The sequence below is a fragment of the Shewanella sp. 2_MG-2023 genome (assembly GCF_030548905.1).
Taxonomy (GTDB): Bacteria; Pseudomonadota; Gammaproteobacteria; order Enterobacterales; family Shewanellaceae; genus Shewanella; species Shewanella electrodiphila.
Genome location: NZ_JAUOSO010000010.1, coordinates 172,246 through 195,130 on the forward strand (window position 1 = coordinate 172,246; position 22,885 = coordinate 195,130).

The following is a 22,885-nucleotide window of genomic DNA, read 5'->3' on the forward strand; positions in this document are numbered from 1 at the left end:
TTTTACGTTATTTAGGCGTAATGTTAAGCTTTTGCTTTAACACTGTAGAGCTCACATTAGGTGTATAGTCAAAATATTCCATCTCGCAAGACACTTTCGGATACTTTCCCTTCCAATCAGAGCCAACAGAAATCGCATCTATTTGATACTGTTCCACAACAGCTTGCTTATCTTTATCGATTTGAGGAATAACCTCATCAACAAATCGATTTGATTCTAGAATCGAAATTCTTTCTTCAAAAGGGATAATTGGCGGGCGGCCTTTTGACTTAATAATCAACTCATCGGTAGAAACACCAACAATTAAATAATCACACAGTTCTTTGGTTTTCTTCAAGATATTTAAATGCCCTTGATGAAAAATATCAAAGCAGCCAGAAGTATACATTCTTCTATAAGGCTTTTTAGAGTCTGCAACTACTGTTTCAGCCGCATTACAAAAATCGCTCTTCAATGTCTTAAGCAATTCGTCACGATAAATGGCTTCTAACTTTAATTCATCAACTAAACTTGGTGGTTTAGGCCAATTTGAATCAACGTAGTCTTGACCACAAAAATCGACAGGAAATTCATAGCGAGGAATAATGTGAAAATGAACAGCAGGATCCACCATCATCAACATTAAATAGTTAACTTTATTGCAGTCAAAACGATACTTTAACACCCTTTCAATGTCTGAAATAATTTGCTTTTGCTCTTCAGCTGCCGCATTTGAAATACCAGAGTAATGATGAACACTTTCTTTGCACACCAATACCATTGAACCTAATGTCGGTTGATCTGGTCTGAGTAACAAGTGCCAATGCTGATAGCTTTTTATTAAGCTTGCAGGGTAATCGAAAGTTCTCAGGGTAGATTGAGGCATAGTTAACGTATCTTGTAAAAATGAGAAGGTTATTTTAATTGAAATACAGTTAACCGTCTATAAAGACCCCATTAACTCACGCATTCAGCTAGCTTTTGTAATTTAATTATTTCAATCAAGCTTAAATGGTAAAAGCTTAATGTTTAAGTTTACTTTCTCCCATGTTTAGCGCCCAAACTAGACTTCGAGTAGATAAGATTAATTTACAGATAATTTTCTGATTATATGGTTTCAGTCGCTATGCCTATTCTTTCACTTTCACAAATATTGTTACATAATGAGTCTTTGTTAAAGAGATAACACTACAGATGCTAAGGCGTCATTGTGATCACATCCTCATTAATTATTTCTGTTTTAAAACAAAATAACAGAACAACATCTAACTTAAATGGCCACAGAGCCGTCCATTATTAAAATAATAATTTTAAAGAGAATGCTATGTTAATCGTGTTTGACACATTGAATGTATATTATTTACCTCAATACGTTCCAATCATCGAACAACTTAAGAAACGAAACCATCAGGTTAAGCTAGTTTGCTATAGCAATAAAAACGATCAACAAGCGTTCTCAAACACCATAGAAAATCTACATGTAGAATGTATCTGGGTTAAAGATAAGCATGAAGCAAAGCAGACTTACTTATCTCTCAAGCCTGAGTGGATCTTTTTTGGAAATGAATCAGACTTTCTAGATGAAGTTCATCAACATTCTAAAACAGCACAATTAGGCCATGGCGTTGGCCCTAAACCCAGCTATTACCATAAGTCAAAAACCCCAATGACAGTGCGTTTTATTGAAGGTGCACTGAGATTATCTAAGATTAAAGAATATTACCCAAAAGACAAATTTGTCCAAGTCGGTTTTTCAAAGTTAGACCCTATGTTCAATCAAACAGAACCAGGGTTTGATTTAGCCAAACTAGGTTTGGATCCTAATAAAAAAACCATTTTGTATGCGCCTACCTTTAATCCAAGTTCGTTAGAATGCTTTCCTGATAACTGGCCAACTGATTTCAAGGAATACAATATTCTCATTAAGCCACACTCTTTAACCCAGGTCAGAGAGCAATACAAAAAACAAAGAGATAAATTGGCGAAATGGTCAAAATACAGCAATGTCTATGTCGCCAAGGAGCAAGATATTTCTTTGCTGCCTTTCATGAAAAATGCCGACATTTTGTTAAGCGAAGCATCAAGTACCTTGTTTGAGTTCGCCGCATTAAATAAACCAGTGATCGTTTGTAACTTCTTCAAGTTGAAATGGTCATATCGCGGGATTTTCAAATTCCGATTCAATAACCGTTTTGGTAAGGATAATGTTTTATATTCAGAAATCGGCTTTCACGTAAATGATTACGCTTCATTACTTGATGCAATCCCTCAGCAATTGAGTCAACCAGAAGAGTTTAAAGAAAACCGTCTAAAATACACTTCAGACCATTTAGGCCCGACCGATGGCTTAGCATCAAGTAGAATTGTCGATTATTTAGAGCTTAACGCCTAAATTATTTATATTGAGTAATAATAAATTGAAGTGACAATAAATTTAGCTTCAATTTATCACTATTTCGATTATACGATTTTATTCATTTTACTTTCAGGTTATGCTTTATTATGACTTTTAAAGCATTAAACCTACTTATGCCCATCATCTCTTCTGAACAGTTATCAAATAGCAAACGCTTGCTATTTATATCACCTTTTGCATTAGGTGATTTTCTCTATTTTAAAACTTTTCTTATTGCTCTTAAGCATCAACACCCGCATATCGAAATTGATATCTGGTTAGATGACAATCGCTGCAATACCGATGCATGGCGGCTATCTAGAAGTAAGATTTTACAGCAGTGGATGCAAGCAGAAGGTACGTTTAATCAAAGCTACGGTTGCACAGACTCTACAATTGCAAGAGATAGCCAAATAGAACAAGCCAATCAAAGAAACTACGACATCATTGTTTGTCATTCTCCAGGCAGTAAAGCAAATCAATTTTCTGATATTGCCAGAAAAATATCGCCCAAAGCCTTTATCGTATCCAGTGTTTCCAAAGCTCCGTATAGAGGATTACTTAACTTCGTGTTATTTCGAAATAGCGATAAAGTGTATCAGCTCGATACGGACTCATTGCCGACGAATCATCACATTACAGATCGCTTTATGAAGGTAATGAATAGTATTTTTGATTTGCAACTTTCAAAAGAGCAAATGATGCCAAATTTAGTCGTCCCTGACCAAACGACAACGGACTCAAAAGAGTGGCTAGCAGACAAGTTTCCAACGACAAATGGTAAACTTTTCTTTTTGAACCACCTATCAACAAATACTAAAAAAGACTGGCAATTAACTCAGCTATTCTCTTTGATAAGTTCGCTCGAGCAAACTGACAACGGTCATCGATATATTATCAATGTAACGCCAGAAAATTTCGAAGAAGTGAAAACTGCAGCTCACACATTTTCCCAAGAGAATAATATCCAGCTGGTAGTGTTTACTGTTGATAAGCATTTCTTTGAATTACCTTCATTGATTGCATTATCTGATTTTGTGATAACAGTCGATACCGCAATACTGCACTTTGCATTTGCAGCTAAGCGCCCACTTTTAGCCATGATGCGTCAGAAAAAACCTTATTGGGCACCACCTGAAAGCGCGACATCTCATGTTATGTACGCCACCGAAGGCAAAGGTCATGTTTCAGATATTAGTGTAGACACTGTATTTAATAAGTATTTGAACATGAGTTCGCATGCATAAAATTAATTCAAGAATAAAGGCTTTATAAAAATGAAAAGGGCAATATTTACTTTAGCCATTGGTGATAATCCAATGTATAAGGCAGCGATTACTAGCTTTGAAGAATATGGTAAGAAAGTTGGTGCTGATGTAATTGTATCTAAAGAACTTCATTATCATCTGCATGTAAATAACAAGAAGTATGACGCTAGCCCTGCTTGGTCTGAAAAATTATATATAGCAGAACTGTTAAAAACTTATGACCGTGTTCTTTATTTAGACGCAGACATATTAGTCAGTCCATTTGCTGAAAATATTTTTGAAGAGTGCCCTGAGCTAGACACTGTTTACATGTTCAATGAGGGGAAATACAAAGATCGCTCCCCTCACGCTCAACGCATTAATGAAGTACTCGGAGAGGCGCATTGGCCAGAAGAAAATGGCAAAATGGTGTACTTCAATTCAGGGATGATCTTATTATCCAAAGAAACAGGTCTGTTCGATAATGCTAGCGCTGATGAGATGCAAAAAATTTGCAATGAAGTGAAGTTTTATGATCAAACTTATATTAATTATCTTATTCGCAGAGACAAAATTAATTGCGTTAGCGTAGATAAACGCTTTAATCGCATGCCTCTTTTAGGACTAGAAGATTATCAATCAGCAAGCTTTATTCATTATGCAGGTCGAGGGTACAGAGAAAAAGTCCCTATGCGCGATTTAAAGTTCATTATTGATTATTGTGACATTTTTAAAGACCAACTATCAGACGCTCAAATATTAGACTACAAAAAGCAAGCATGGCATTGGTATATGTTGAAGCAACAACGTAAAACTAAATTACCTATTCCATTATTAAGTGCCGTATTTGGTCTCTTCCATCCACAGCACAAATATTAACAATAGCCCGCAATCGCGGGCTATTTTTTTATCACGTCATCAAATGCAGCGATAACATCTTCAATCTCAATCAAGGCCATTAACTCCTTCCCTTTAGCACGCTTTCCCCATGGAATAACTTGATTGGGAAACTGCTGCACAATCACTGAGTCATAAACACTAACCACATGCTCCTGTGACAAATAAGGGCCGGTTCTACCTGGGTTTGAATGCGCATATAAGCCAATGACAGGCGTCCCTTGTGTAACTGCCATATGCGCTGGACCTGTATCGGGCGCAATGACTACTGCTGCATTTTTCAATACTGATAATAGCTGTGTTAAAGAGGTTTTAGTCACCATATTCTCAATTGACTGAGTAGCAAAACCAGTAATAGCACTCGCTAGTTCAACTTCCAGTTGGCTCGGTCCACCACAAATTAGTACACGATATCCTTGTGATACAGCGTAATCTGCCACTGCAGCATATCTTTCTGGTAACCAGTTACGTTCGGCCTTGCTTGCAGCTGGGCATACAATTAACACTTTTTCGCCAGGCTTAATCACTTCATTCGCAAATGCACTATCCGCTTCAGTGACAGGGATATTCCAGCGTGGAGTTAAGTCATTAACGCCAATAGCTTTAGCAAACCCCATAAAACCATCTAACACATGAGGTGTTGCTAATGGCTCAACTGCGTGATTTGTCACTAACCATTGGCCTTCTTTAGCGCGAGCTTTATCGAAACCAACCCTAACCTTTGCAGAGATCATTAGCGATGCGATTGTTGCTCTGAGTGCGACTTGCATGTGCAATAACACATCAAATTTCTGAGCGGCTAAATCTTTACGTAACTTAGGGTAACTACGCCAGCCCTGCGACTTATCAAAAATGACAAACGTGACGCCTGGCAAATGCTTAAGCAGTTGATATTCAATCTTACCAATCACCCAAGTGATCTGCAGATGAGGATATTGCTTCTGAATCGCTTGCACCATCGCCACAGCATGGCACACGTCACCAATTGCCGACAAACGTAGTAAACATAAGGATTTCATAGATGCAAAGTCTGCTTTCATGAGTGCATTTAACCTGAGTAAGTACAAGAGTTCGATCTTAATGTAGAATACGCTTTATAGCCACCGACAAATCAAAGCTTTGTAATCCACTTATGCAAATAAAATCAACAAACAATGGTGTTATCGCTTGGTGCGATGAAATTGCTCAAACACTAACTCCTGACCATTTTCGTCCAGAATATTGGCAGCCCAATGATGCGATAATTGGCCAATCAAAAGGCCGTTATACAACTTGGTTTGTTGAATACCAAACTCAACAATGGGTTTTACGCCATTATTGGCGTGGCGGCTTAATAGAAAAATTCAGCAAAGATGCCTATATATTTACAGGTATGAAGCGTACTCGAGCGATTGCTGAATTAGCCATTTTAGAGACGCTTTTTCAAGAAGGGTTCCCAGTCCCAAGACCGATTGCTGCCAATGTTGAGCGTTTTGGTATTTGGTATCGAGCAGACTTATTTATTGAGCTAGTCAAAGGTGCTGATGACTTAGTCGCACTCTTGTCAAAATCCACATTAACGGATGAGCAATGGCAGCGACTTGGGCAAACCATTGCAAAATTTCATGCTCGGGGTGTGTATCATGCCGATTTAAATGCTAAAAATATCTTATTTGCTGATGATCAGTTTTATCTTATCGACTTTGACCGAGGCGAACTAAAACCCCCTAATACAAAATGGCAGCAAGCAAATATAAGTCGTTTATTACGTTCATTTAATAAAGAAAAAACTAAGCTTGCCAGTCTTAACTTTAGTGACAATAATTGGCAAAGCCTACTCGCGGGCTATCAGCAAATTATCAATAACTCTTAATTAATCCATTCCCTCTTTAATGGCTTTGGATGCAATTATAGCTGTTGCTACTTAAGTATTATTGCCCGCTATTACGTGAATCATTCAGCTCAGTTGGTTTTCAATGACATTGACTTGCTTATCTAATGCTCCGCGATTTTGTGACACCACTTGCAAACTCGCTTTTGCAGCAAGTTCATAGCGCTGCGGATCTTCTAATAAGCCTAAAATATGTTTGGCTAAGCTATCCGCATCTGTGATCACTTCTAACCCACCAGCATTGACTAATAATTGTGTAATTTCTGCAAAATCCCAATGATGCGGGCCAACACTAACTGGTAACCCCATCGCTGCTGGCTCAAGCGGGTTATGACCGCCATTTTCAATGAGCGTACCACCAATAAATGCAAAGTCAGCGCAGCCGTAGAGCATCAGCAACTCTCCCATGGTATCGCCAAGTAATACTTGCACACCTTCAGTAACGGCTTGGTTCATACTTCGTCTTGAAAGAGTTAGTCCTTGCTGTGTCGTCGTCACTGCAGCAACATTGAACTGCTCAGGGTGTCTTGGCGCCATAATCAATAAGGCGTTGGGATATTTAGCTAACACTTGCTGATGTGCTTTGAGCATAATTTCAAACTCACCAGGATGTACACTACCTGCAACCCATACTGGCACGTCATTTCTTTGCCATTCAGAGCGTAATGCTTTCGCTTGTAGGTGCTTACTGTCGTCAATGTGTAAATCAAACTTCAGGCTGCCACAAACGGTAATTTTTTCAGGTTTCATGCCTAAAGACTCAAAGCGCTCGCATTCTCGTTGTGTTTGAACCGCAATGGCATCAAGTGACGCTAGCATCGGCTGACTTAAGCCTGCTTGTTTTAAGTATTTAGCTGCCGACTTTGCCGATAAACGTGCATTTGCTATAACAATCTTAGCTTGTTGCTGTTTAGCAAAATATACCAAGTTTGGCCAAAGCTCTGTTTCCATAATAATACATAGCTTAGGCTGTACTTGACGCAAAAAGCGTTTTACGCAAACACTGATATCAAAGGGTAAATAGCAATGTTGAACTCGCCCATTTAAATGGTCAGAAAATGCTTTTACTACTTCAGCTGAACCTGTCGGGCTAGTGGTAGTAATAATGAAGTTTAACTCTGGGTGAGCGGCCATAAGTTTTTTTATCAGTGGAATTGCCGCTAATGTTTCCCCCATAGACACACTATGGATCAACACATCGGCTTGAGATAATCGAGTTAGCCCAAATCGTTCGCCCCAACGTTTGCGATAATCAGGACTTTTAATACTACGAAAGCCCAAATACAACACCACAAGAGGTGAAAGAAGATACAGTAATACAGAATATAGGCCACGAGTCATGAAAGAGTGCTTAATCAATTTTGCTTGTCAGATAAACACAATGTTAACATAAACCTAAACCACATAAATATGTGATCATTCAACATGAACTCAACTCAGTGAGCTAGGTTGGATAAGCATAAAAAAGTCAGGCTCAGACTAGGCTATAGAGACTTGCAGAGATATTGTTGGATGGTGTTAAGCAACCCTCGATATGAAAGCTTGCCAGCATCTGAACTGACCAGATATTGATGTCGTTTGGTATAACATTCATAAGGATATGCGCTAAGCGTCGTATTGAGTCATCAAGACTCCTGTATTTAGCAATGATAATTGGAATCGATATGAAAACCCGCGATAAAATAGTTTTTGCCAGTCTTGAACTCTTTAACGAACATGGTGAACGTAATATCACCACCAATCATATTGCAGCGCACCTCAATATCAGCCCAGGTAATCTTTATTATCATTTTCGAAATAAAGAAGACATTATTAACTCAATTTTTGCCTTATACGAAAGTCACCTCGAGTCTGGTTTTAAGCCTTACGAAGACACAACGGTTGATATTGAGTTACTAATGGGTTACTTCGATGCCATGTTTTATACCCTGTGGCAATTTCGATTCATGTACGCCAACCTCGCCGATATCTTAAGCCGTGACGAAGCATTAAAAGCCCGCTACCTAACTGCGCAAGAACAAGTGCTGAGTCGCTCAAGCAATGTATTAAGAAAATTAATCAGTGATGGTTTCCTTGAAATTGAAGACGAAAAAGTCACAGCATTAGCTGACACAATTAAAATGATGGTGAGCTTTTGGATTAGCTACCAACTCACTCAATCAAGCACGTCAACCATCACTAAAGCAACCCTTTATGAAGGCTTGCTACGGGTATTGATGATATTCAAGGCGTATTCTACACCTGGCTCAGAGGCAACCTTTACCCGCCTTGAACAACACTATTTAGATGTTGCTTCGCAAGAGCGTGACGCCGCTGCGTAAAGCCTGAAAATGCCACTTATCCACCAGCACATACAAACCGCCTTTTTACGACTAAAATAGAGTCATAAAAGGCGGCCTTCCATTTTGTTAACATATTAAGTCATTCATTAATCAGCACTTAGCTATAGCTTGTTACTGATTAGTATATCTAATGTGAAAACAGCTCTAGCCCTAATCATTTTTATGTTGCTATTCAGGTTAAAAAAAACACTGTAGAGCCACGAAAATTAAGGTTAGAATGCCGCCAAGCGATTTCCATATTAAAACTATATTTAGGAGAAATCAGGTGGCCTCTACCTCATTTTACGACCGTATAAATCAACAACTTGTCGATGTTAAAGCTGAAGGCTTATATAAGAGTGAACGTGTCATCACTTCCGCCCAACAAACAGCCATTAACGTAAATAGTGAAGAAGTCATTAACTTCTGCGCCAACAACTATTTAGGTCTTGCGAATCACCCTGAATTAATTAATGCAGCGAAAAACGGATTAAGCAGCCATGGATTCGGTATGGCGTCAGTTCGTTTCATCTGTGGTACCCAAAATATCCACAAGCAACTAGAAAATAGCCTCAGTGACTTTTTAGGCATGGAAGATACTATTTTGTATTCTTCTTGTTTTGATGCCAACGCTGGTCTGTTTGAAACCTTGCTGGGCCCTGAAGATGCGATTGTGTCGGATTCATTGAACCATGCATCCATTATTGATGGCGTGCGTTTATGTAAAGCTAAGCGCTTCCGCTATGCCAACAATGACATGAGCGATCTTGAAACACAGTTAAAAGCAGCAAAAGAAGCTGGAGCAAGAGATATCCTGATTGCTACAGATGGCGTGTTCTCAATGGACGGTGTCATTGCTAACTTACAAGGCGTTTGTGACTTAGCCGATAAATATGGCGCGCTTGTGATGGTTGATGATTCGCACGCTGTTGGTTTTGTCGGTGACAACGGCCGTGGTACCCATGAATTCTGCGAAGTAATGGACCGTGTAGACATTATTACCGGTACGTTAGGTAAAGCATTAGGTGGTGCTTCGGGTGGTTTCACTTCTGGTAAAAAAGAAGTCATTGATTGGTTACGTCAACGCTCGCGCCCATACTTATTCTCTAATTCACTCGCTCCTTCTATTGTCAGTGCATCAATTCATGTATTGGAAATGCTAAAAACAGGCCACGCATTACGTGAAGCCGTATGGGAAAATAGCCGTTACTTCCGTGAAGAAATGACTAAAGCTGGCTTTACTTTAGCAGGTGCAGATCATGCCATTATCCCTGTGATGATTGGTGATGCTAAATTAGCCGGTGACTTCTCAAACCGTCTGTTAGCTGAAAACATCTATGTTGTTGGCTTCTCATTCCCTGTAGTACCAAAAGGACAAGCCCGTATCCGTACGCAGATGTCTGCGGCGCATACTCGTCCTCAAATCGATAAAGCGATTGAAGCCTTTACCCGTATTGGTAAAGAGATGGGCATAATTTAAGGTCGATATGATGAAAGCATTAAGCAAATTAAAGCCTGAAGAAGGCATCTGGATGGTGGATGCACCTAAGCCAGAAATGGGTCATAACGACCTATTGATTAAAATCCGCAAAACCGCCATTTGTGGCACTGATGTTCATATCTACAACTGGGATGAATGGTCACAAAACACCATTCCTGTACCTATGGTTGTTGGCCACGAATATGTCGGTGAAGTGGTTAATATGGGCCAAGAGGTCCGCGGTTTTACTGTTGGCGACCGTGTTTCAGGTGAAGGCCATATTACTTGTGGTCATTGCCGTAACTGTCGTGGCGGCCGTACTCATTTATGCCGTAACACCTCTGGTGTCGGTGTAAACCGTGATGGCGCCTTTGCTGAATACTTGGTTATCCCTGCATTTAATGCATTCAAAATTCCTGATGATATCTCTGATGATTTAGCGTCTGTATTTGACCCATTTGGTAATGCAGTACACACAGCACTATCATTTGATGTTGTTGGTGAAGATGTATTAATTACTGGTGCTGGTCCTATCGGCATTATGGCGGCTGCAGTATGTAAGCACGTTGGCGCACGCCATGTGGTCATTACTGATGTGAATGAATATCGCCTCGATTTAGCCCGCAAAATGGGTGCGACTCGCGCAGTTAACGTTGCCAAAGAAGATCTTAAAGATGTCATGAATGATTTGGGCATGACAGAAGGCTTTGATGTTGGCCTAGAAATGTCTGGTGTGCCATCAGCGTTTCATTCAATGCTCGATACCATGAATCACGGCGGCAAAATTGCCATGCTGGGTATTCCTGGTGGTGAAATGGCTATTGATTGGAGTAAAGTTATCTTTAAAGGACTTATCCTTAAAGGTATTTATGGCCGAGAAATGTTTGAAACTTGGTACAAAATGGCCAGCCTTATTCAATCTGGTTTAGATTTATCGCCAATTATCACTCATCATTTCGCAATTGATGACTTCCAACAAGGCTTTGATGCTATGCGTTCGGGCCAATCAGGAAAAGTGATTTTAAACTGGGATTAATTCCCGATTATAAATTGCCGCAATAATAAAGGGGTTGTATCTATACAGCCCCTTATTAGATACTTCAGTTATCTTCTTAATCTCATTTCAAACAGCAGCGGTATAGCATGAGCACTTTCAAGCACCTTTCAATTAACGAACTTATCCATATGACAGCAGAATCTGATGATATCCAAATCGTCGATATTCGTGATGCGGCCAGTTATGCTGCTGGTCATATTGAGACTTCTATTCATCTCACCAATGAAAACATTGCCAACGTTATTGCTGATGCAGATATGGATAAACCCCTTGTCGTGGTGTGTTATCACGGTATTAGTAGTCAAGGCGCGGCTGGGTATCTTATCGAACAAGGCTTTGATGACGTTTATAGTCTTGATGGCGGTTTTACCGCTTGGAGTGAAGCGCACGCATGATTGAAATCGGCCAACTCCCCCACGCAAGAGCAGCACAAGCCTTTATCGACTACTTAAAAGGTCTAGATATTGAGTGCGTGCCTATCGTAAATGAGCATGGTGTAGCATTGGTCGTTTATCAACAAGATAAAGCTGAGCAAGCTCGCTATGAATTTGAACAGTTTAAACAAAATCCATATCAGAAAAAGTATTTAGAAGCCTCGTGGGATAATGGTTCCACTCAAACCAAACTAGATTACGGTTCCTCTTCCTTAGGGCTGATTCAACAGTTCATTACTGGAGCAGGACCACTCACTTTAGTTACCTTTTTTGTATGTGTTGCCGTTTTTGCTGCAATGAACCTTGGTTTTGCTAATCAAGTTTTCAGCCAATTATCATTTTTTAGTGCGGTACCAAACAGTGACTTTAGCCAAGTATGGCGCGTATTTACCCCGAGCTTGATGCATTTCTCAGCGATGCATCTTCTCTTCAATTTACTCTGGTGGTGGTATTTAGGCGGTAAAATTGAAACCAAACTCGGCACTCGGCCATTGATGATTCTATTACTTGTAGCAGGCAGTCTGCCCAGCTTAGTCCAGTACATGATGACGGGGCCAAACTTCGGTGGTTTATCAGGCGTAGTATACGCCGTGGTTGGTTACACCTGGATTATGGGCCAACGTGCACCAGAGTCTGGCATCGGCATTCCAAATAGCTACATGACATTTATGTTGATTTGGTTAGTACTTGGTTTTACCGATCTACTCGGCATGCCTATAGCGAACGGAGCTCATATTGGTGGCTTGCTTGTGGGATTAGCTCAAGGGGCATTTGATAGTCGTAAACGATCCAGATAACGACTAAATTATCGCTATCTTGAATACCACTAAAGCGCTGTTAAACAATAAAATAAGCAACCCAAAATATCAGCGCTCCAAAGGTTGCCCCTGAGATAAAAGCCATCGTCGTTGAGGAGTTTTGAATAGTTCGTTTCATATTGCTTCCTTGCTTATGAATAATTGAGTTAACCTGACTTCAGATAAATATTTATCAGTATTTATCTGAAGTTTGGTGCTTGAAGCGGTTTATGTTTATACCAAATTGCTACTAAGCTGACTATGTCATCTTTAAAACCTGATCCACTAACTTTTCTATTCCTATATTTGCTTCAACAATAGAATTCGCCAACATATAGGCCGGTGTTGAAACAACAAGATTATCCATATCAACCACAATATCTTCCACTGTTGCATCAACATGCTGCCCACCCATTTCGGTATAGGCTTGCGCAGTACCAGAATCATTACCAATGGTGCCTTTAACGCCACTTTTAAAAATAGCTGGCATCATTACTGGTGCAATACACATAAAACCCATCGGCTTTTTAGCTAAGGCAAATTCTTGAATAAAGGATTCAACCTCAGGATGCAATTTGCTAGCGCTACCAGCAACGGCAAAATCACATAGGTTTTTAGCTGCCCCAAAACCACCAGGTACAATAAGTGCGTCAAATTCGCTAATATTAAGCTCGGTAATATTACTCACTTCACCACGAGCTAATCGGGCAGATTCCTGAAGTACATTGCGCGTTTCTTCAGCGCTAACTTCCCCATTTAAATGATTTACGACGTGCATTTGTTCAATATCAGGTGCAAAACATTGATAGTTCACACCTGCTTTAGATAAAGCCAATAGCGTTAATACCGATTCATGGATTTCTGCGCCATCATAAACACCGCACCCACTGAGTAGTACTGCAATATTTTTCATTTCTGATCCTTTGAATAGCGATTAATTTAACTTTTTTTAAACAAATCTATTGATCTGATTAAAAAACATGCTAACTTAGTTTCTCGAATTTGTTTCACGGTTTAAAAACTGTACCAAATAATCGAGTAAATCAATAAGAATATTAAAAAAGTCCACATATTCGGAATATTTTTTAAAACTACAATTTAACTCACAAAAATATTAAAAAACGTAAAAAATCATAAAGTTAAGAGTTTTATTCCCAGTCGTAATTAAAACCACCTTAGATGATAAATTAATTCACTCACAGACTTATCCACAGGCTGAGGGTTAATTTCCCGTGGCCGAAAATCCTTGTATGTGGCATTCTAAGGCCATCTCAGAATACTGAACATGAAAATAGACTATGCCAACAATCCCCAATAACCCACTCGTCCTTGTGGATGGTTCTTCTTATCTTTATCGCGCATTTTATGCACCACCACATTTGACTAATTCTAAAGGCGAAGCAACTGGTGCTGTTTACGGTGTAGTCAACATGCTTCGTAGCTTAATGAGCCGATATAACCCAAGTCATATTGCAGTTATATTCGATGCAAAGGGCAAAACATTTCGTAATGACATGTATAGCGAATATAAAGCTCAGCGCCCACCAATGCCTGACGACTTACGCAGTCAAATTGAACCTTTGCATGCCATCATTCACGCCTTAGGTTTACCATTGATCTGTATTCCAGGCGTTGAAGCTGATGATGTCATTGGTACTATTGCGCTTAAGGCCAGTAAAGAAGGTCGAGCGACACTTATCAGCACCGGTGATAAAGATATGGCTCAACTTGTTGATGAACATGTCACCTTAATTAACACCATGACAGATACCATAATGGGACCAGATGAAGTCACTGAAAAGTTTGGTGTCGGACCAGAACTCATTATTGACCTGCTTGCCATGATGGGTGATAAAGCCGATAACATTCCGGGCTTACCTGGCGTTGGTGAAAAAACGGCATTAGCAATGCTAACGGGTGTAGGTGGAGTCGATAAGCTTATCGCAAATCCTGAAAGCGTTTTAGATGTGACTTTCCGTGGTTCTAAAACCATGCCTAAAAAGATTGAAGACAATAAAGAGATGCTGCAACTCTCATACGATCTCGCCACAATCAAAACAGATGTGGAATGGGATGATGACTGGGCACCATTAGAAATTAAGCCGCAAAACCGTGATGAGCTGGTTAAATTATTTGGCGAAATGGAGTTCAAACGTTGGTTAGCCGAAGTATTAGATAATAAATCAGGCTTTTCAGCTGCTAATTCAAGCACAACAACTGAAGACACTCCACCAGCCGCTCCAACAATTGAAGCAGAATACGAAACGATTCTTACTGAAGCCGACTTAGCTAAATGGGTTGCTAGATTATCTAAAGCGGACTTAATTGCTGTAGACACTGAAACCACCAGCCTAAATTATATGGAAGCGAAGCTCGTCGGTATCTCTTTCGCTGTCGAAATCGGAAAAGCCGCATACCTGCCATTAACCCATGATTATTTAGATGCACCAGAACAACTCCCTGTTGAATACGCTCTAGAACAATTAAGACCTATATTAGAAAGTGATAGCATCAAAAAAGTGGGTCAAAACCTTAAGTATGACATCAGCATCTTTGCTAATGCAGGCGTTTCACTTAAAGGTGTCCGTTTTGATACGATGCTCGAATCATACGTATTTAACTCAGTAGCATCTCGTCATGATATGGATGGTTTGGCACTTAAATATTTAGGCCACAAAAATATCAGTTTTGAAGAAATCGCAGGTAAAGGGGCTAAACAACTCACCTTTAATCAAATCGATTTAGACACGGCCAGCCCTTATGCTGCTGAAGATGCTGACATCACCCTTCGATTACATGAGCACCTATGGCCAAGAGTAGAAAAAGAACCTTCTCTTACATCTGTATTTAATGAGCTTGAATTACCGCTTATTCAAGTCTTGTCAGATATCGAACGTCAAGGTGTGTTAATTGATAGCATGCTACTAAGTCAGCAAAGTGATGAATTGGCACAGAAGATTGATGAGCTTGAAACCAAAGCCTATGACATTGCTGGCGAGAAGTTTAACTTAAGCTCTCCTAAGCAGTTACAAGCTTTGTTTTTTGAAAAACTCGGATACCCGATCATCAAAAAAACCCCAAAAGGTGCACCGTCAACTGCTGAAGATGTACTCATTGAGCTTGCATTAGACTACCCACTACCAAAGCTGATTTTACAGCACAGAAGCCTGTCTAAACTTAAAAGCACTTATACTGACAAGCTACCGTTAATGGTGAACTCAGAAACGGGTCGTGTGCATACCAGTTATCACCAAGCGAATGCGGCCACGGGGCGTTTATCATCAAGCGAGCCAAATTTGCAAAACATCCCAATTCGAACTGAAGAAGGTCGCCGCATTAGACAAGCCTTTATCGCCCCTGAAGGTCGTAAAGTGTTAGCTGCCGATTATTCTCAAATCGAGCTGCGCATTATGGCGCACCTTTCACAAGACGAAGGGTTATTAACCGCCTTTGCCGAGAATAAAGATATTCATAAAGCCACAGCAGCTGAGGTATTTGGTGTTCACTTTGAAGAAGTGACCACCGAGCAAAGACGCCGTGCCAAAGCGGTTAACTTTGGTTTGATTTACGGTATGTCAGCCTTTGGTTTAGCAAAGCAATTAGATATCCCGCGTAAGGAAGCACAAACTTATATCGATACTTATTTTGCCCGTTACCCTGGTGTCCTTAAATATATGGAAGACACCCGTGCATTAGCGGCTGAAGTTGGTTACGTAGAAACACACTATGGCAGACGTTTATACCTTCCTGATATTAAGGATAGAAATGCTATGCGCCGCCAAGCTGCTGAACGAGCAGCGATTAACGCACCAATGCAAGGTACGGCTGCAGACATCATCAAAAAAGCCATGATTAATATTGATCAATGGATCAAGAATGACACCCATGGTGAAATCACTATGATGATGCAGGTGCACGATGAATTGGTTTTTGAAGTCGAAGAAGCGCAAGCTGAGTCACTTAAAGCAAAAGTGTGCGAATTGATGGCACAAGCGGCCACTTTAGATGTCACCCTATTAGCAGAAGCAGGTCTTGGTGATAACTGGGATGAAGCTCATTAATATGCCCATTTGATCCTGCCTTTAAGCAGGAAAATAAGCTGTTTCATTTTAAGAAATAAACAATCCCGTAGTTTTGCAACTATGGGATTGTTGTTTTTAGGCCGAAAAAACACCAACAAGGTGAAAAATACACCTTCAAATGTGGCAAACTTCACATTATTGTTCATTTTTACAAAATACAGTTTTTCATTTTAAGGCTAATGAAGTATTATTCTCTGCGTAGGGTACAGAGGTTAAGATGTTCCATCTTTCAGACCTTTTTATTTCACTAGAAATAGTGACAAGCCGAATTATGGCGCTCCAGCATCTTAATATGCTGGAGCTTTTTTTTGCCAAAAATTTAATTTAGAGTAAATACTTTAAAAAAGATTAAAAAACGATTATCATATTGTTATTGAGCGTCATCGATGAGTAGGTGACACTTGAGTCTTGTTGAATTTAGCTTCTCCCCAAAAGAGCTAATTTTTTATAACCGGTGACAATATGTCGTCGGTTTTTTTTTGTTTAAACGCTACACTCTCCCACTAAAACCTCTAATGCACAAAGCTTGAGCACAAAAAAAACCGCTAAGTTTATTTATATAAACTCAACGGTTTTTGTTAATAAAAGACTGCAGGCCTATCGTTTCTTATTCCGAATCTTGTTCAGCTTGCTTCTCAGCTTCAGTTAGCCAACTTGGGTTGCACCACTCGTTAAGAATGCCCAACACTTTTGGTTTACCGGTTCCTTTTAAGGATGAAAACGGCTCTACTTTGACCCAGTCACCAAACTCAGCCAACTCTTTACGCACAGCGTTAACCGTTTTCATTTTAACGTTTTGTGCGAGCTTATCTGATTTAGTCAGCAAGGCTAATACTGGTATTTCACTTAACACTGCCCATTCAATCATTTGCAGATCTAAATCTTTTAGGGGATGACGAATATCCATTAACACAACTACACCGCTTAAACAGGTGCGTTCTTGCAAATATTCACCAAGGGCTTTTTGCCATTTGTTCTTTAATGCCAATGGCACTTTTGCAAAACCATAACCTGGTAAATCGACGAGTCGACGGTTTTCATCTAATTCAAATACATTGATAAGTTGAGTACGACCAGGGGTTTTACTGGTTCTTGCCAAGCCTTTTTGCTCGGTCAAAGCGTTTAGAGCACTAGACTTACCCGCATTGGATCGCCCAGCAAACGCAATTTCTACACCGGTATCACCAGGAAGATACTGATCAAGATGCGCAATGTCTGGCGCACTAATTAAAAACTTGGTTTTTCGAAAATCTATACGCGTTTCTGACACGATTTGCTCCAATAAATTTGGGGTAATACCTTAATTATGTAAGATTTGCTTACTTTTCCACATTTTCGTGTAAAATATTAGCCTGATCACAGTTTGTAGATTTTACCACGCTTGCGGGTCTTCCTAGTAAGCTCAGGACAATAAATTAAACAAGAAGTTGGAACGCCATGAAAAAGTTAGCTCTTGCGCTGTCTGTATTTGCCGCTATATCAACGCCTGCAATCGCTGAAGGTGATGTGGAAGCGGGTAAAACTAAATCAGTTATGTGTTCTGCCTGTCACGGTGTTGACGGTAACAGCATTGCCCCTATTTGGCCTAAATTGGCCGGACAGCACGCATCTTATCTAGAAAAACAATTACATGATTTCCAAGCGGCAGCTAAAAGCGGCGGCAAAGAAGGTCGTAATGATCCTACCATGACTGGTATGTCAATAGCGTTATCTGAACAAGATATTAAAGATGTTTCTGCATATTATGCAAGTCAAACACAATCAGTTGCTGATGTAGCCAATGTACCAGCTGAAGGTGAAGCCCTTTATAAAGGCGGCGACATGGCTCGCGGTATCACTTCATGTATGGCATGTCATGGACCAGATGGCAAAGGCGGCGAACTTGCCGGCTTCCCAGCTATTGGTGGCCAGCATGCTGATTACATCAAAATTCAGTTAACTAAGTTCCGTGATACAAATCGTAACAACGACCTGAATGGCATGATGCAAGATGTTTCTAAAAAGTTATCTGACAGTGATATTGAAGTATTATCTCAATATATTTCAAGTCTTAAGTAATTTTTTCTTCATATTTAAATGAAGCTAAAAGGGTGATTATTCACCCTTTTTTACAACCCTAAGTTGACGTTTACGTAAACTTAATAACATTCATGCTTGACAGAGATCACGTATTTAGGGTTAAATAGCCCCGTACCGAGATGAACCCAGCTGTAAGAACAAAAATATTAATTCCATCTTACAGATTTCGGATACGTTTACATTTAAGATATAAGAATAAAATTAATAAATAACAATAATATAAATAAGACCACTCGCTAATAATAATAAGAGTCGTGATTTCAGCTTGAAATCCAGGTCATATAGAATTTGTAAGGAACAGACCAATTGGTCGACTCGCTTAAATAGCACTCCCTTACGCAACAGAGATAAAACCCCATAAGGACACTACTTTAAGGATTAAAGTAGCGGCATAGGAAGCTAATTGCTTAGGATGCACTTGCGGAGGCTTGTTATCACTGGAAGGTACTTTTAAACATGGATTGTTTACTAATGTCATTGAAGACAACTAGGAAATTGATGAGTCATTGAAGACCATCTACGGAAGCTGTGGTCAGGACGGCAACAGGATTAAGAAAAAGGGTCATTGATGACCGATAACAATAAAAAATGCACGGAAAGCTCTAAAAATAAGATGGATATTGACCGGGATAGTCACATAGCAAGTATGGATACTTGGAATAAAAATTTGGTGTGATAAACACTATTTTGCAAGGTGGCAGTTTACTGCCACCTTTTTTTATTTCTTCTTTTCAAGAAATCTGTTATTGATTGATAATCTTCGCCTTTGTTTGGATCATATCTGACTTCAATGATTAAATGCCCGTTGTGCAGTCATACTGCTGAGTTTTTTATCCAAGATAAAAAAAGAGCCTTCTACAGCTGTCCTCAATGCCAACTGGTTTTCGCAAACCCCCAATCACATTTAATGCCAGCAGCACAATTACAGCGCTATGGCCGTGCGAATAAAGCCGCTAAGCAAAAACAACTGGTGCAGTTTATCCAACCTTTACTTGGTCAAATTAGTGCACAGCAAGAAGGTCCATTAACAGGACTTAATTTTGGCCGAGTCTTAGACCAAGCAAGTCTTAATATAATCGAACTCGCTGGCCATCGTCTTAACCAATACGATCCTTTTATCAAATCCGATCAACAAATCTTTAATCAGCAATATGACTTCATTTGTTGCTATCGGGTACTGGAACATTTTCAGCAACCGCTCAAAGAGTGGTCATTGATCACTAATTTATTAAAAAATGGCGGCTGGTTAGCAATCAGCACTTCATTACTCACTGACTTAGCTCATTTTTCTAAGTGGCACTTTAAAAACAACCCCACTCACGTAAGCTTTTACCAGCAACAAACTTTTGAGTATTTAGCACAAAACAGCGAATTTAAGCTATTATTTGCAGCAAAAGAGCTCGTATTGATGCAAAAAACATCAAAGTCTGATATAAAGCGCATCCTGATTTAGTGCAAGGTGGATGATTATCTATCTAGCCAACTTTTTACAACCACATGAGATCACTGATGGCTCGTAGTAAAAAATCGCGCAAGGGCGGCGAAAACGGCCCTACACAAGCACCAAGAGTCAAAAAGGCTGATCGTAAAGTCACTGGCAGCAGAAAGAAAGATAACGGTCATAAGTCTGGCAGTCGTCACAACGAGGCCTTGATTGAGCAACAATCACCGCATGTAACGACCAGTAAAAGTAATGACCCTCGTCATGGCAGCAAGAAACCTGTGCCATTGATGGTTAAAGCAGTAGAGACAACGGCGCCAGTTGCTAAAGTTAAGCAGCCTAAACTGACTGATGAGCAGAAATTATTGAAAATTGAGGATGACCCAAGATTCAATAATTTATTAGACTTATTAGAAGAAGGTAAAGACCTGTCTGCTGATGACCAAAAATGGTTAGATAGCCAGCTTGCTAAAATGGAAGCATTAATGGAAAAACTTGGTATCTCAGATGCTGAAGAACTTCCAGCTCAAACAGCAAATACTAGCAAAAAACCTGCTTCTGATGATGATTTATACGAGCGCTTCGAAAGTGGTGCTGATGTATTAAAAGACTACCAGTCTTAAATCATTAAAAAATGGCATACTCATTGGGTATGCCATTTTTCTATCTGTTACTTATCTACCTTGATTAAGGATTAATTGTGTCTAGCCTTGTTATTGCCCTCGCCATCATCGTTATTGTGCTGTTAGCGTCTTATGCCGGTTATTTGCTATTAAAGGTCAAGAAACAACAGCAAGACGCTGTTGAAGCTAAGCAGCAACGCTTAGATGAAGCAAAAGCGAAAAAGCAGCAAGTATTAGATGACATAAAATACATCGCTGCAGCAATGCTAGAGGAGCGATGTGAACCTTCTGAAGGAGTCATGCGCATTGCTAAGCTATTTGAAGCTTTATCAATGTCTGAACAGATGGCAGTAGAGTTCCCACATATCTTTGAGCATTATGACTGCATTAAAGCCCATCCAATAAAAGAAGCCCGCAAGTCACTCGAGAAACAACAACGAATGAAGTTAGATTTAGCGCGTATGAAATCAGAAGCTAAGCTAGAACAAGGGTTAACTGAGGATGCACAGAAAATTACCCAGTTCCATTTCATTCACTAAGACACAGTAATCAGCATTTAAGATGGCCTTGATTATTATCAACACGTTAATAACCAGGCCATTTGCTGCCCTAACCTTTCTTTCTAAGCTGTGAGCCATCCCACAATTTCACAAAACTTCACAGATTTCAGACTAAATACCGTCTTTCTAGCATCATCAAATTTCAAATTTACAACGTAGTTCAAGGTTTTTTGTCTAAGATCGCTGCATACTTCGTCTATTGCTAATTTACTCGGAGAACGTGCCTTGAAGCAGCCCACACAAATAAGTTGGGATCAGTCAATGATCGAAAAATATAACTACAGTGGTCCACGCTATACGTCGTACCCTACGGCGCTAGAGTTTGACGATAGTTTCACTGAGCAAAACCTACTCTCTGCAATTGAAACCAGTAAAAGCGACAAGCTGTCTTTATATATTCACATTCCTTTCTGCGCCAAGCTTTGTTATTACTGTGGATGTAATAAAGTCATTACTCGTCATGCTCATAAAGCTGATCAGTACATCGAATACCTTGCGAGCGAAATTGTAAAACGTGCTCCTCTATTCAAAAACTACACAGTGACTCAAATGCATTGGGGTGGCGGTACACCGACATTCTTAAACCCAGAACAAATTCTCACCTTATCTTCATTAATCAAAAATCACTTTAACTTTGCTGATGAAGGTGAATTCTCGATTGAGGTTGATCCGCGTGAAATCGAGCTAACCATGCTTGATACCTTAAAAGAAGCTGGTTTTAACCGTATTTCGATTGGTGTTCAGGACTTTAATAAGAAAGTACAAGTTGCTGTAAACCGTGAGCAAGATGAACAATTCATTTTTGACTTAATGGCAAAAGCAAAAGACATGGGCTTTGTATCGACCAATGCCGATTTAATTTACGGTTTACCACATCAAACGCCAGAAACGTTTGCTGAAACCATTAAACGTGTCATTGAGCTTTCTCCAGACCGCTTATCAATCTTTAATTACGCGCATTTACCATCGCGTTTTGCCGCTCAGCGTAAAATTAAAGATGAAGATATGGCTTCGCCACAGCAAAAGCTTGATATGTTGCATCAAACAATTGAGTCGCTTACTGGTGCAGGTTACCAATTCATTGGTATGGACCATTTTGCAAAGCCAGATGATGAGCTATCAAAGTTACAAAATGCGGGTAAACTACATCGTAACTTCCAGGGTTATACCACCCAGGAAGAGTGTGACTTACTAGGTTTAGGTGTCTCTTCAATCAGTCAAATTGGCGATTGCTACGCACAAAACCAAAAAGACATCCGTCCTTACTATGAGTCAATTGATGAAGCAGGTCATGCCTTATGGAAAGGTTGTAGCTTAAATCGTGATGATGAAATTCGTCGTGTGGTGATTAAGCAAATGATTTGTCATTTCGATTTAGATCTGACTAAGATTGAGCAACAATTTGATATTAACTTTGAAGAGTACTTTGCAGAAGATTTAAAACTTCTACAAACCTTCATCGATGACAAACTTGTTGATATTACTGATCGTAAACTAACGATTAGCCCTACTGGTCGCTTGTTAATTCGTAATATTTGTATGTGCTTTGACGTGTATTACCGTCAAAAGGCACGTCAACAACAATTCTCTCGTGTGATTTAATAATTGTTGAATATTAAATTC

Annotated in this window: 20 protein-coding genes; 15 read left to right on the forward strand and 5 right to left on the reverse strand. The window is 39.7% G+C overall.

Annotation, left to right across the window (positions count from 1 at the left end):
• Positions 1 to 7 precede the first annotated feature (7 nt).
• The gene (locus Q4600_RS11955; RefSeq protein WP_303516319.1) at positions 8 to 865 is read right to left on the reverse strand and encodes an adenylyltransferase/cytidyltransferase family protein; all 858 of its coding nucleotides are present in this window, start codon (positions 863 to 865) and stop codon (positions 8 to 10) included.
• Between the two features lie 438 nt (positions 866 to 1,303).
• Here Q4600_RS11955 and Q4600_RS11960 point away from each other — a divergent pair, with 438 nt between their 5' ends.
• The 3 genes from Q4600_RS11960 to Q4600_RS11970 all read left to right on the forward strand — a co-directional run bounded on the left by Q4600_RS11960 (position 1,304) and on the right by Q4600_RS11970 (position 4,500).
• Positions 1,304 to 2,371: a CDP-glycerol glycerophosphotransferase family protein gene (locus Q4600_RS11960; protein ID WP_303516317.1), complete on the forward strand. Its 1,068-nt coding sequence runs from the start codon at positions 1,304 to 1,306 to the stop codon at positions 2,369 to 2,371.
• Between the two features lie 110 nt (positions 2,372 to 2,481).
• Positions 2,482 to 3,621 (forward strand): glycosyltransferase family 9 protein, encoded by a 1,140-nt coding sequence (locus Q4600_RS11965; RefSeq protein ID WP_303516315.1) that lies wholly within the window; start codon positions 2,482 to 2,484, stop codon positions 3,619 to 3,621.
• A 30-nt stretch (positions 3,622 to 3,651) separates the two neighbouring features.
• Entirely contained in the window at positions 3,652 to 4,500 is an 849-nt protein-coding gene (locus Q4600_RS11970; RefSeq protein WP_303516313.1) for a glycosyltransferase, read from the forward strand.
• 20 nt (positions 4,501 to 4,520) lie between these two features.
• Here Q4600_RS11970 and Q4600_RS11975 read toward each other — a convergent pair whose 3' ends face one another.
• A complete protein-coding gene (locus Q4600_RS11975; RefSeq protein ID WP_303516312.1) occupies positions 4,521 to 5,558 on the reverse strand; it encodes a glycosyltransferase family 9 protein in 1,038 nt (345 codons plus the stop codon).
• 92 nt (positions 5,559 to 5,650) lie between these two features.
• Here Q4600_RS11975 and Q4600_RS11980 point away from each other — a divergent pair, with 92 nt between their 5' ends.
• Positions 5,651 to 6,370: a 3-deoxy-D-manno-octulosonic acid kinase gene (locus tag Q4600_RS11980; protein WP_303516310.1), complete on the forward strand. Its 720-nt coding sequence runs from the start codon at positions 5,651 to 5,653 to the stop codon at positions 6,368 to 6,370.
• An 84-nt stretch (positions 6,371 to 6,454) separates the two neighbouring features.
• Here Q4600_RS11980 and waaA read toward each other — a convergent pair whose 3' ends face one another.
• The gene (waaA, locus tag Q4600_RS11985; RefSeq protein WP_303516309.1) at positions 6,455 to 7,729 is read right to left on the reverse strand and encodes a lipid IV(A) 3-deoxy-D-manno-octulosonic acid transferase; all 1,275 of its coding nucleotides are present in this window, start codon (positions 7,727 to 7,729) and stop codon (positions 6,455 to 6,457) included.
• A gap of 323 nt (positions 7,730 to 8,052) precedes the next feature.
• On the opposite strand from waaA, the gene Q4600_RS11990 reads away from it, so the two are divergent.
• The 5 genes from Q4600_RS11990 to glpG all read left to right on the forward strand — a co-directional run bounded on the left by Q4600_RS11990 (position 8,053) and on the right by glpG (position 12,477).
• On the forward strand, positions 8,053 to 8,709 hold the full coding sequence (locus tag Q4600_RS11990) for a TetR/AcrR family transcriptional regulator (RefSeq protein WP_102527029.1): 657 nt from the start codon (positions 8,053 to 8,055) through the stop codon (positions 8,707 to 8,709).
• 286 nt (positions 8,710 to 8,995) lie between these two features.
• Positions 8,996 to 10,189, forward strand: coding sequence for a glycine C-acetyltransferase (locus Q4600_RS11995; RefSeq protein WP_303516307.1), 1,194 nt, complete (start codon positions 8,996 to 8,998; stop codon positions 10,187 to 10,189).
• 10 nt (positions 10,190 to 10,199) lie between these two features.
• Positions 10,200 to 11,225, forward strand: a complete 1,026-nt coding sequence (gene tdh / locus Q4600_RS12000) for an L-threonine 3-dehydrogenase (RefSeq protein WP_102527031.1) — start codon at positions 10,200 to 10,202, stop codon at positions 11,223 to 11,225.
• Positions 11,226 to 11,332: 107 nt separating this feature from the next.
• Entirely contained in the window at positions 11,333 to 11,641 is a 309-nt protein-coding gene (gene glpE / locus Q4600_RS12005) for a thiosulfate sulfurtransferase GlpE (protein ID WP_102527032.1), read from the forward strand.
• Positions 11,638 to 12,477, forward strand: a complete 840-nt coding sequence (gene glpG / locus Q4600_RS12010; RefSeq protein ID WP_303516303.1) for a rhomboid family intramembrane serine protease GlpG — start codon at positions 11,638 to 11,640, stop codon at positions 12,475 to 12,477. The genes glpE and glpG overlap by 4 nt, the downstream gene beginning before the upstream one ends.
• A 259-nt stretch (positions 12,478 to 12,736) precedes the next feature.
• Here glpG and elbB read toward each other — a convergent pair whose 3' ends face one another.
• A complete protein-coding gene (gene elbB, locus Q4600_RS12015) occupies positions 12,737 to 13,390 on the reverse strand; it encodes an isoprenoid biosynthesis glyoxalase ElbB (RefSeq protein ID WP_303516301.1) in 654 nt (217 codons plus the stop codon).
• Positions 13,391 to 13,775: 385 nt separating this feature from the next.
• Between elbB and polA the strand changes: the two genes are divergently transcribed.
• Positions 13,776 to 16,538 carry a DNA polymerase I gene (gene polA / locus Q4600_RS12020; RefSeq protein WP_303516300.1) on the forward strand — a complete coding sequence of 921 codons (2,763 nt, stop codon included), beginning with the start codon at positions 13,776 to 13,778 and terminating at the stop codon, positions 16,536 to 16,538.
• Positions 16,539 to 17,166: 628 nt separating this feature from the next.
• Here the strand turns inward: polA and yihA are convergent.
• Positions 17,167 to 17,829 (reverse strand): ribosome biogenesis GTP-binding protein YihA/YsxC, encoded by a 663-nt coding sequence (gene yihA, locus Q4600_RS12025; protein ID WP_102527036.1) that lies wholly within the window; start codon positions 17,827 to 17,829, stop codon positions 17,167 to 17,169.
• A gap of 167 nt (positions 17,830 to 17,996) precedes the next feature.
• Between yihA and Q4600_RS12030 the strand changes: the two genes are divergently transcribed.
• The 5 genes from Q4600_RS12030 to hemN all read left to right on the forward strand — a co-directional run bounded on the left by Q4600_RS12030 (position 17,997) and on the right by hemN (position 22,864).
• Positions 17,997 to 18,617 carry a cytochrome c gene (locus Q4600_RS12030; protein WP_102527037.1) on the forward strand — a complete coding sequence of 207 codons (621 nt, stop codon included), beginning with the start codon at positions 17,997 to 17,999 and terminating at the stop codon, positions 18,615 to 18,617.
• Positions 18,618 to 19,428: 811 nt separating this feature from the next.
• Entirely contained in the window at positions 19,429 to 20,091 is a 663-nt protein-coding gene (locus Q4600_RS12035; protein WP_303516297.1) for a methyltransferase domain-containing protein, read from the forward strand.
• Positions 20,092 to 20,147: 56 nt separating this feature from the next.
• Positions 20,148 to 20,702, forward strand: a complete 555-nt coding sequence (gene yihI, locus Q4600_RS12040) for a Der GTPase-activating protein YihI (protein ID WP_303516295.1) — start codon at positions 20,148 to 20,150, stop codon at positions 20,700 to 20,702.
• A 77-nt stretch (positions 20,703 to 20,779) separates the two neighbouring features.
• Positions 20,780 to 21,241 (forward strand): DUF2489 domain-containing protein, encoded by a 462-nt coding sequence (locus Q4600_RS12045; RefSeq protein ID WP_102527040.1) that lies wholly within the window; start codon positions 20,780 to 20,782, stop codon positions 21,239 to 21,241.
• Between the two features lie 246 nt (positions 21,242 to 21,487).
• Positions 21,488 to 22,864: an oxygen-independent coproporphyrinogen III oxidase gene (gene hemN, locus Q4600_RS12050; RefSeq protein ID WP_102527041.1), complete on the forward strand. Its 1,377-nt coding sequence runs from the start codon at positions 21,488 to 21,490 to the stop codon at positions 22,862 to 22,864.
• Positions 22,865 to 22,885 lie beyond the last annotated feature (21 nt).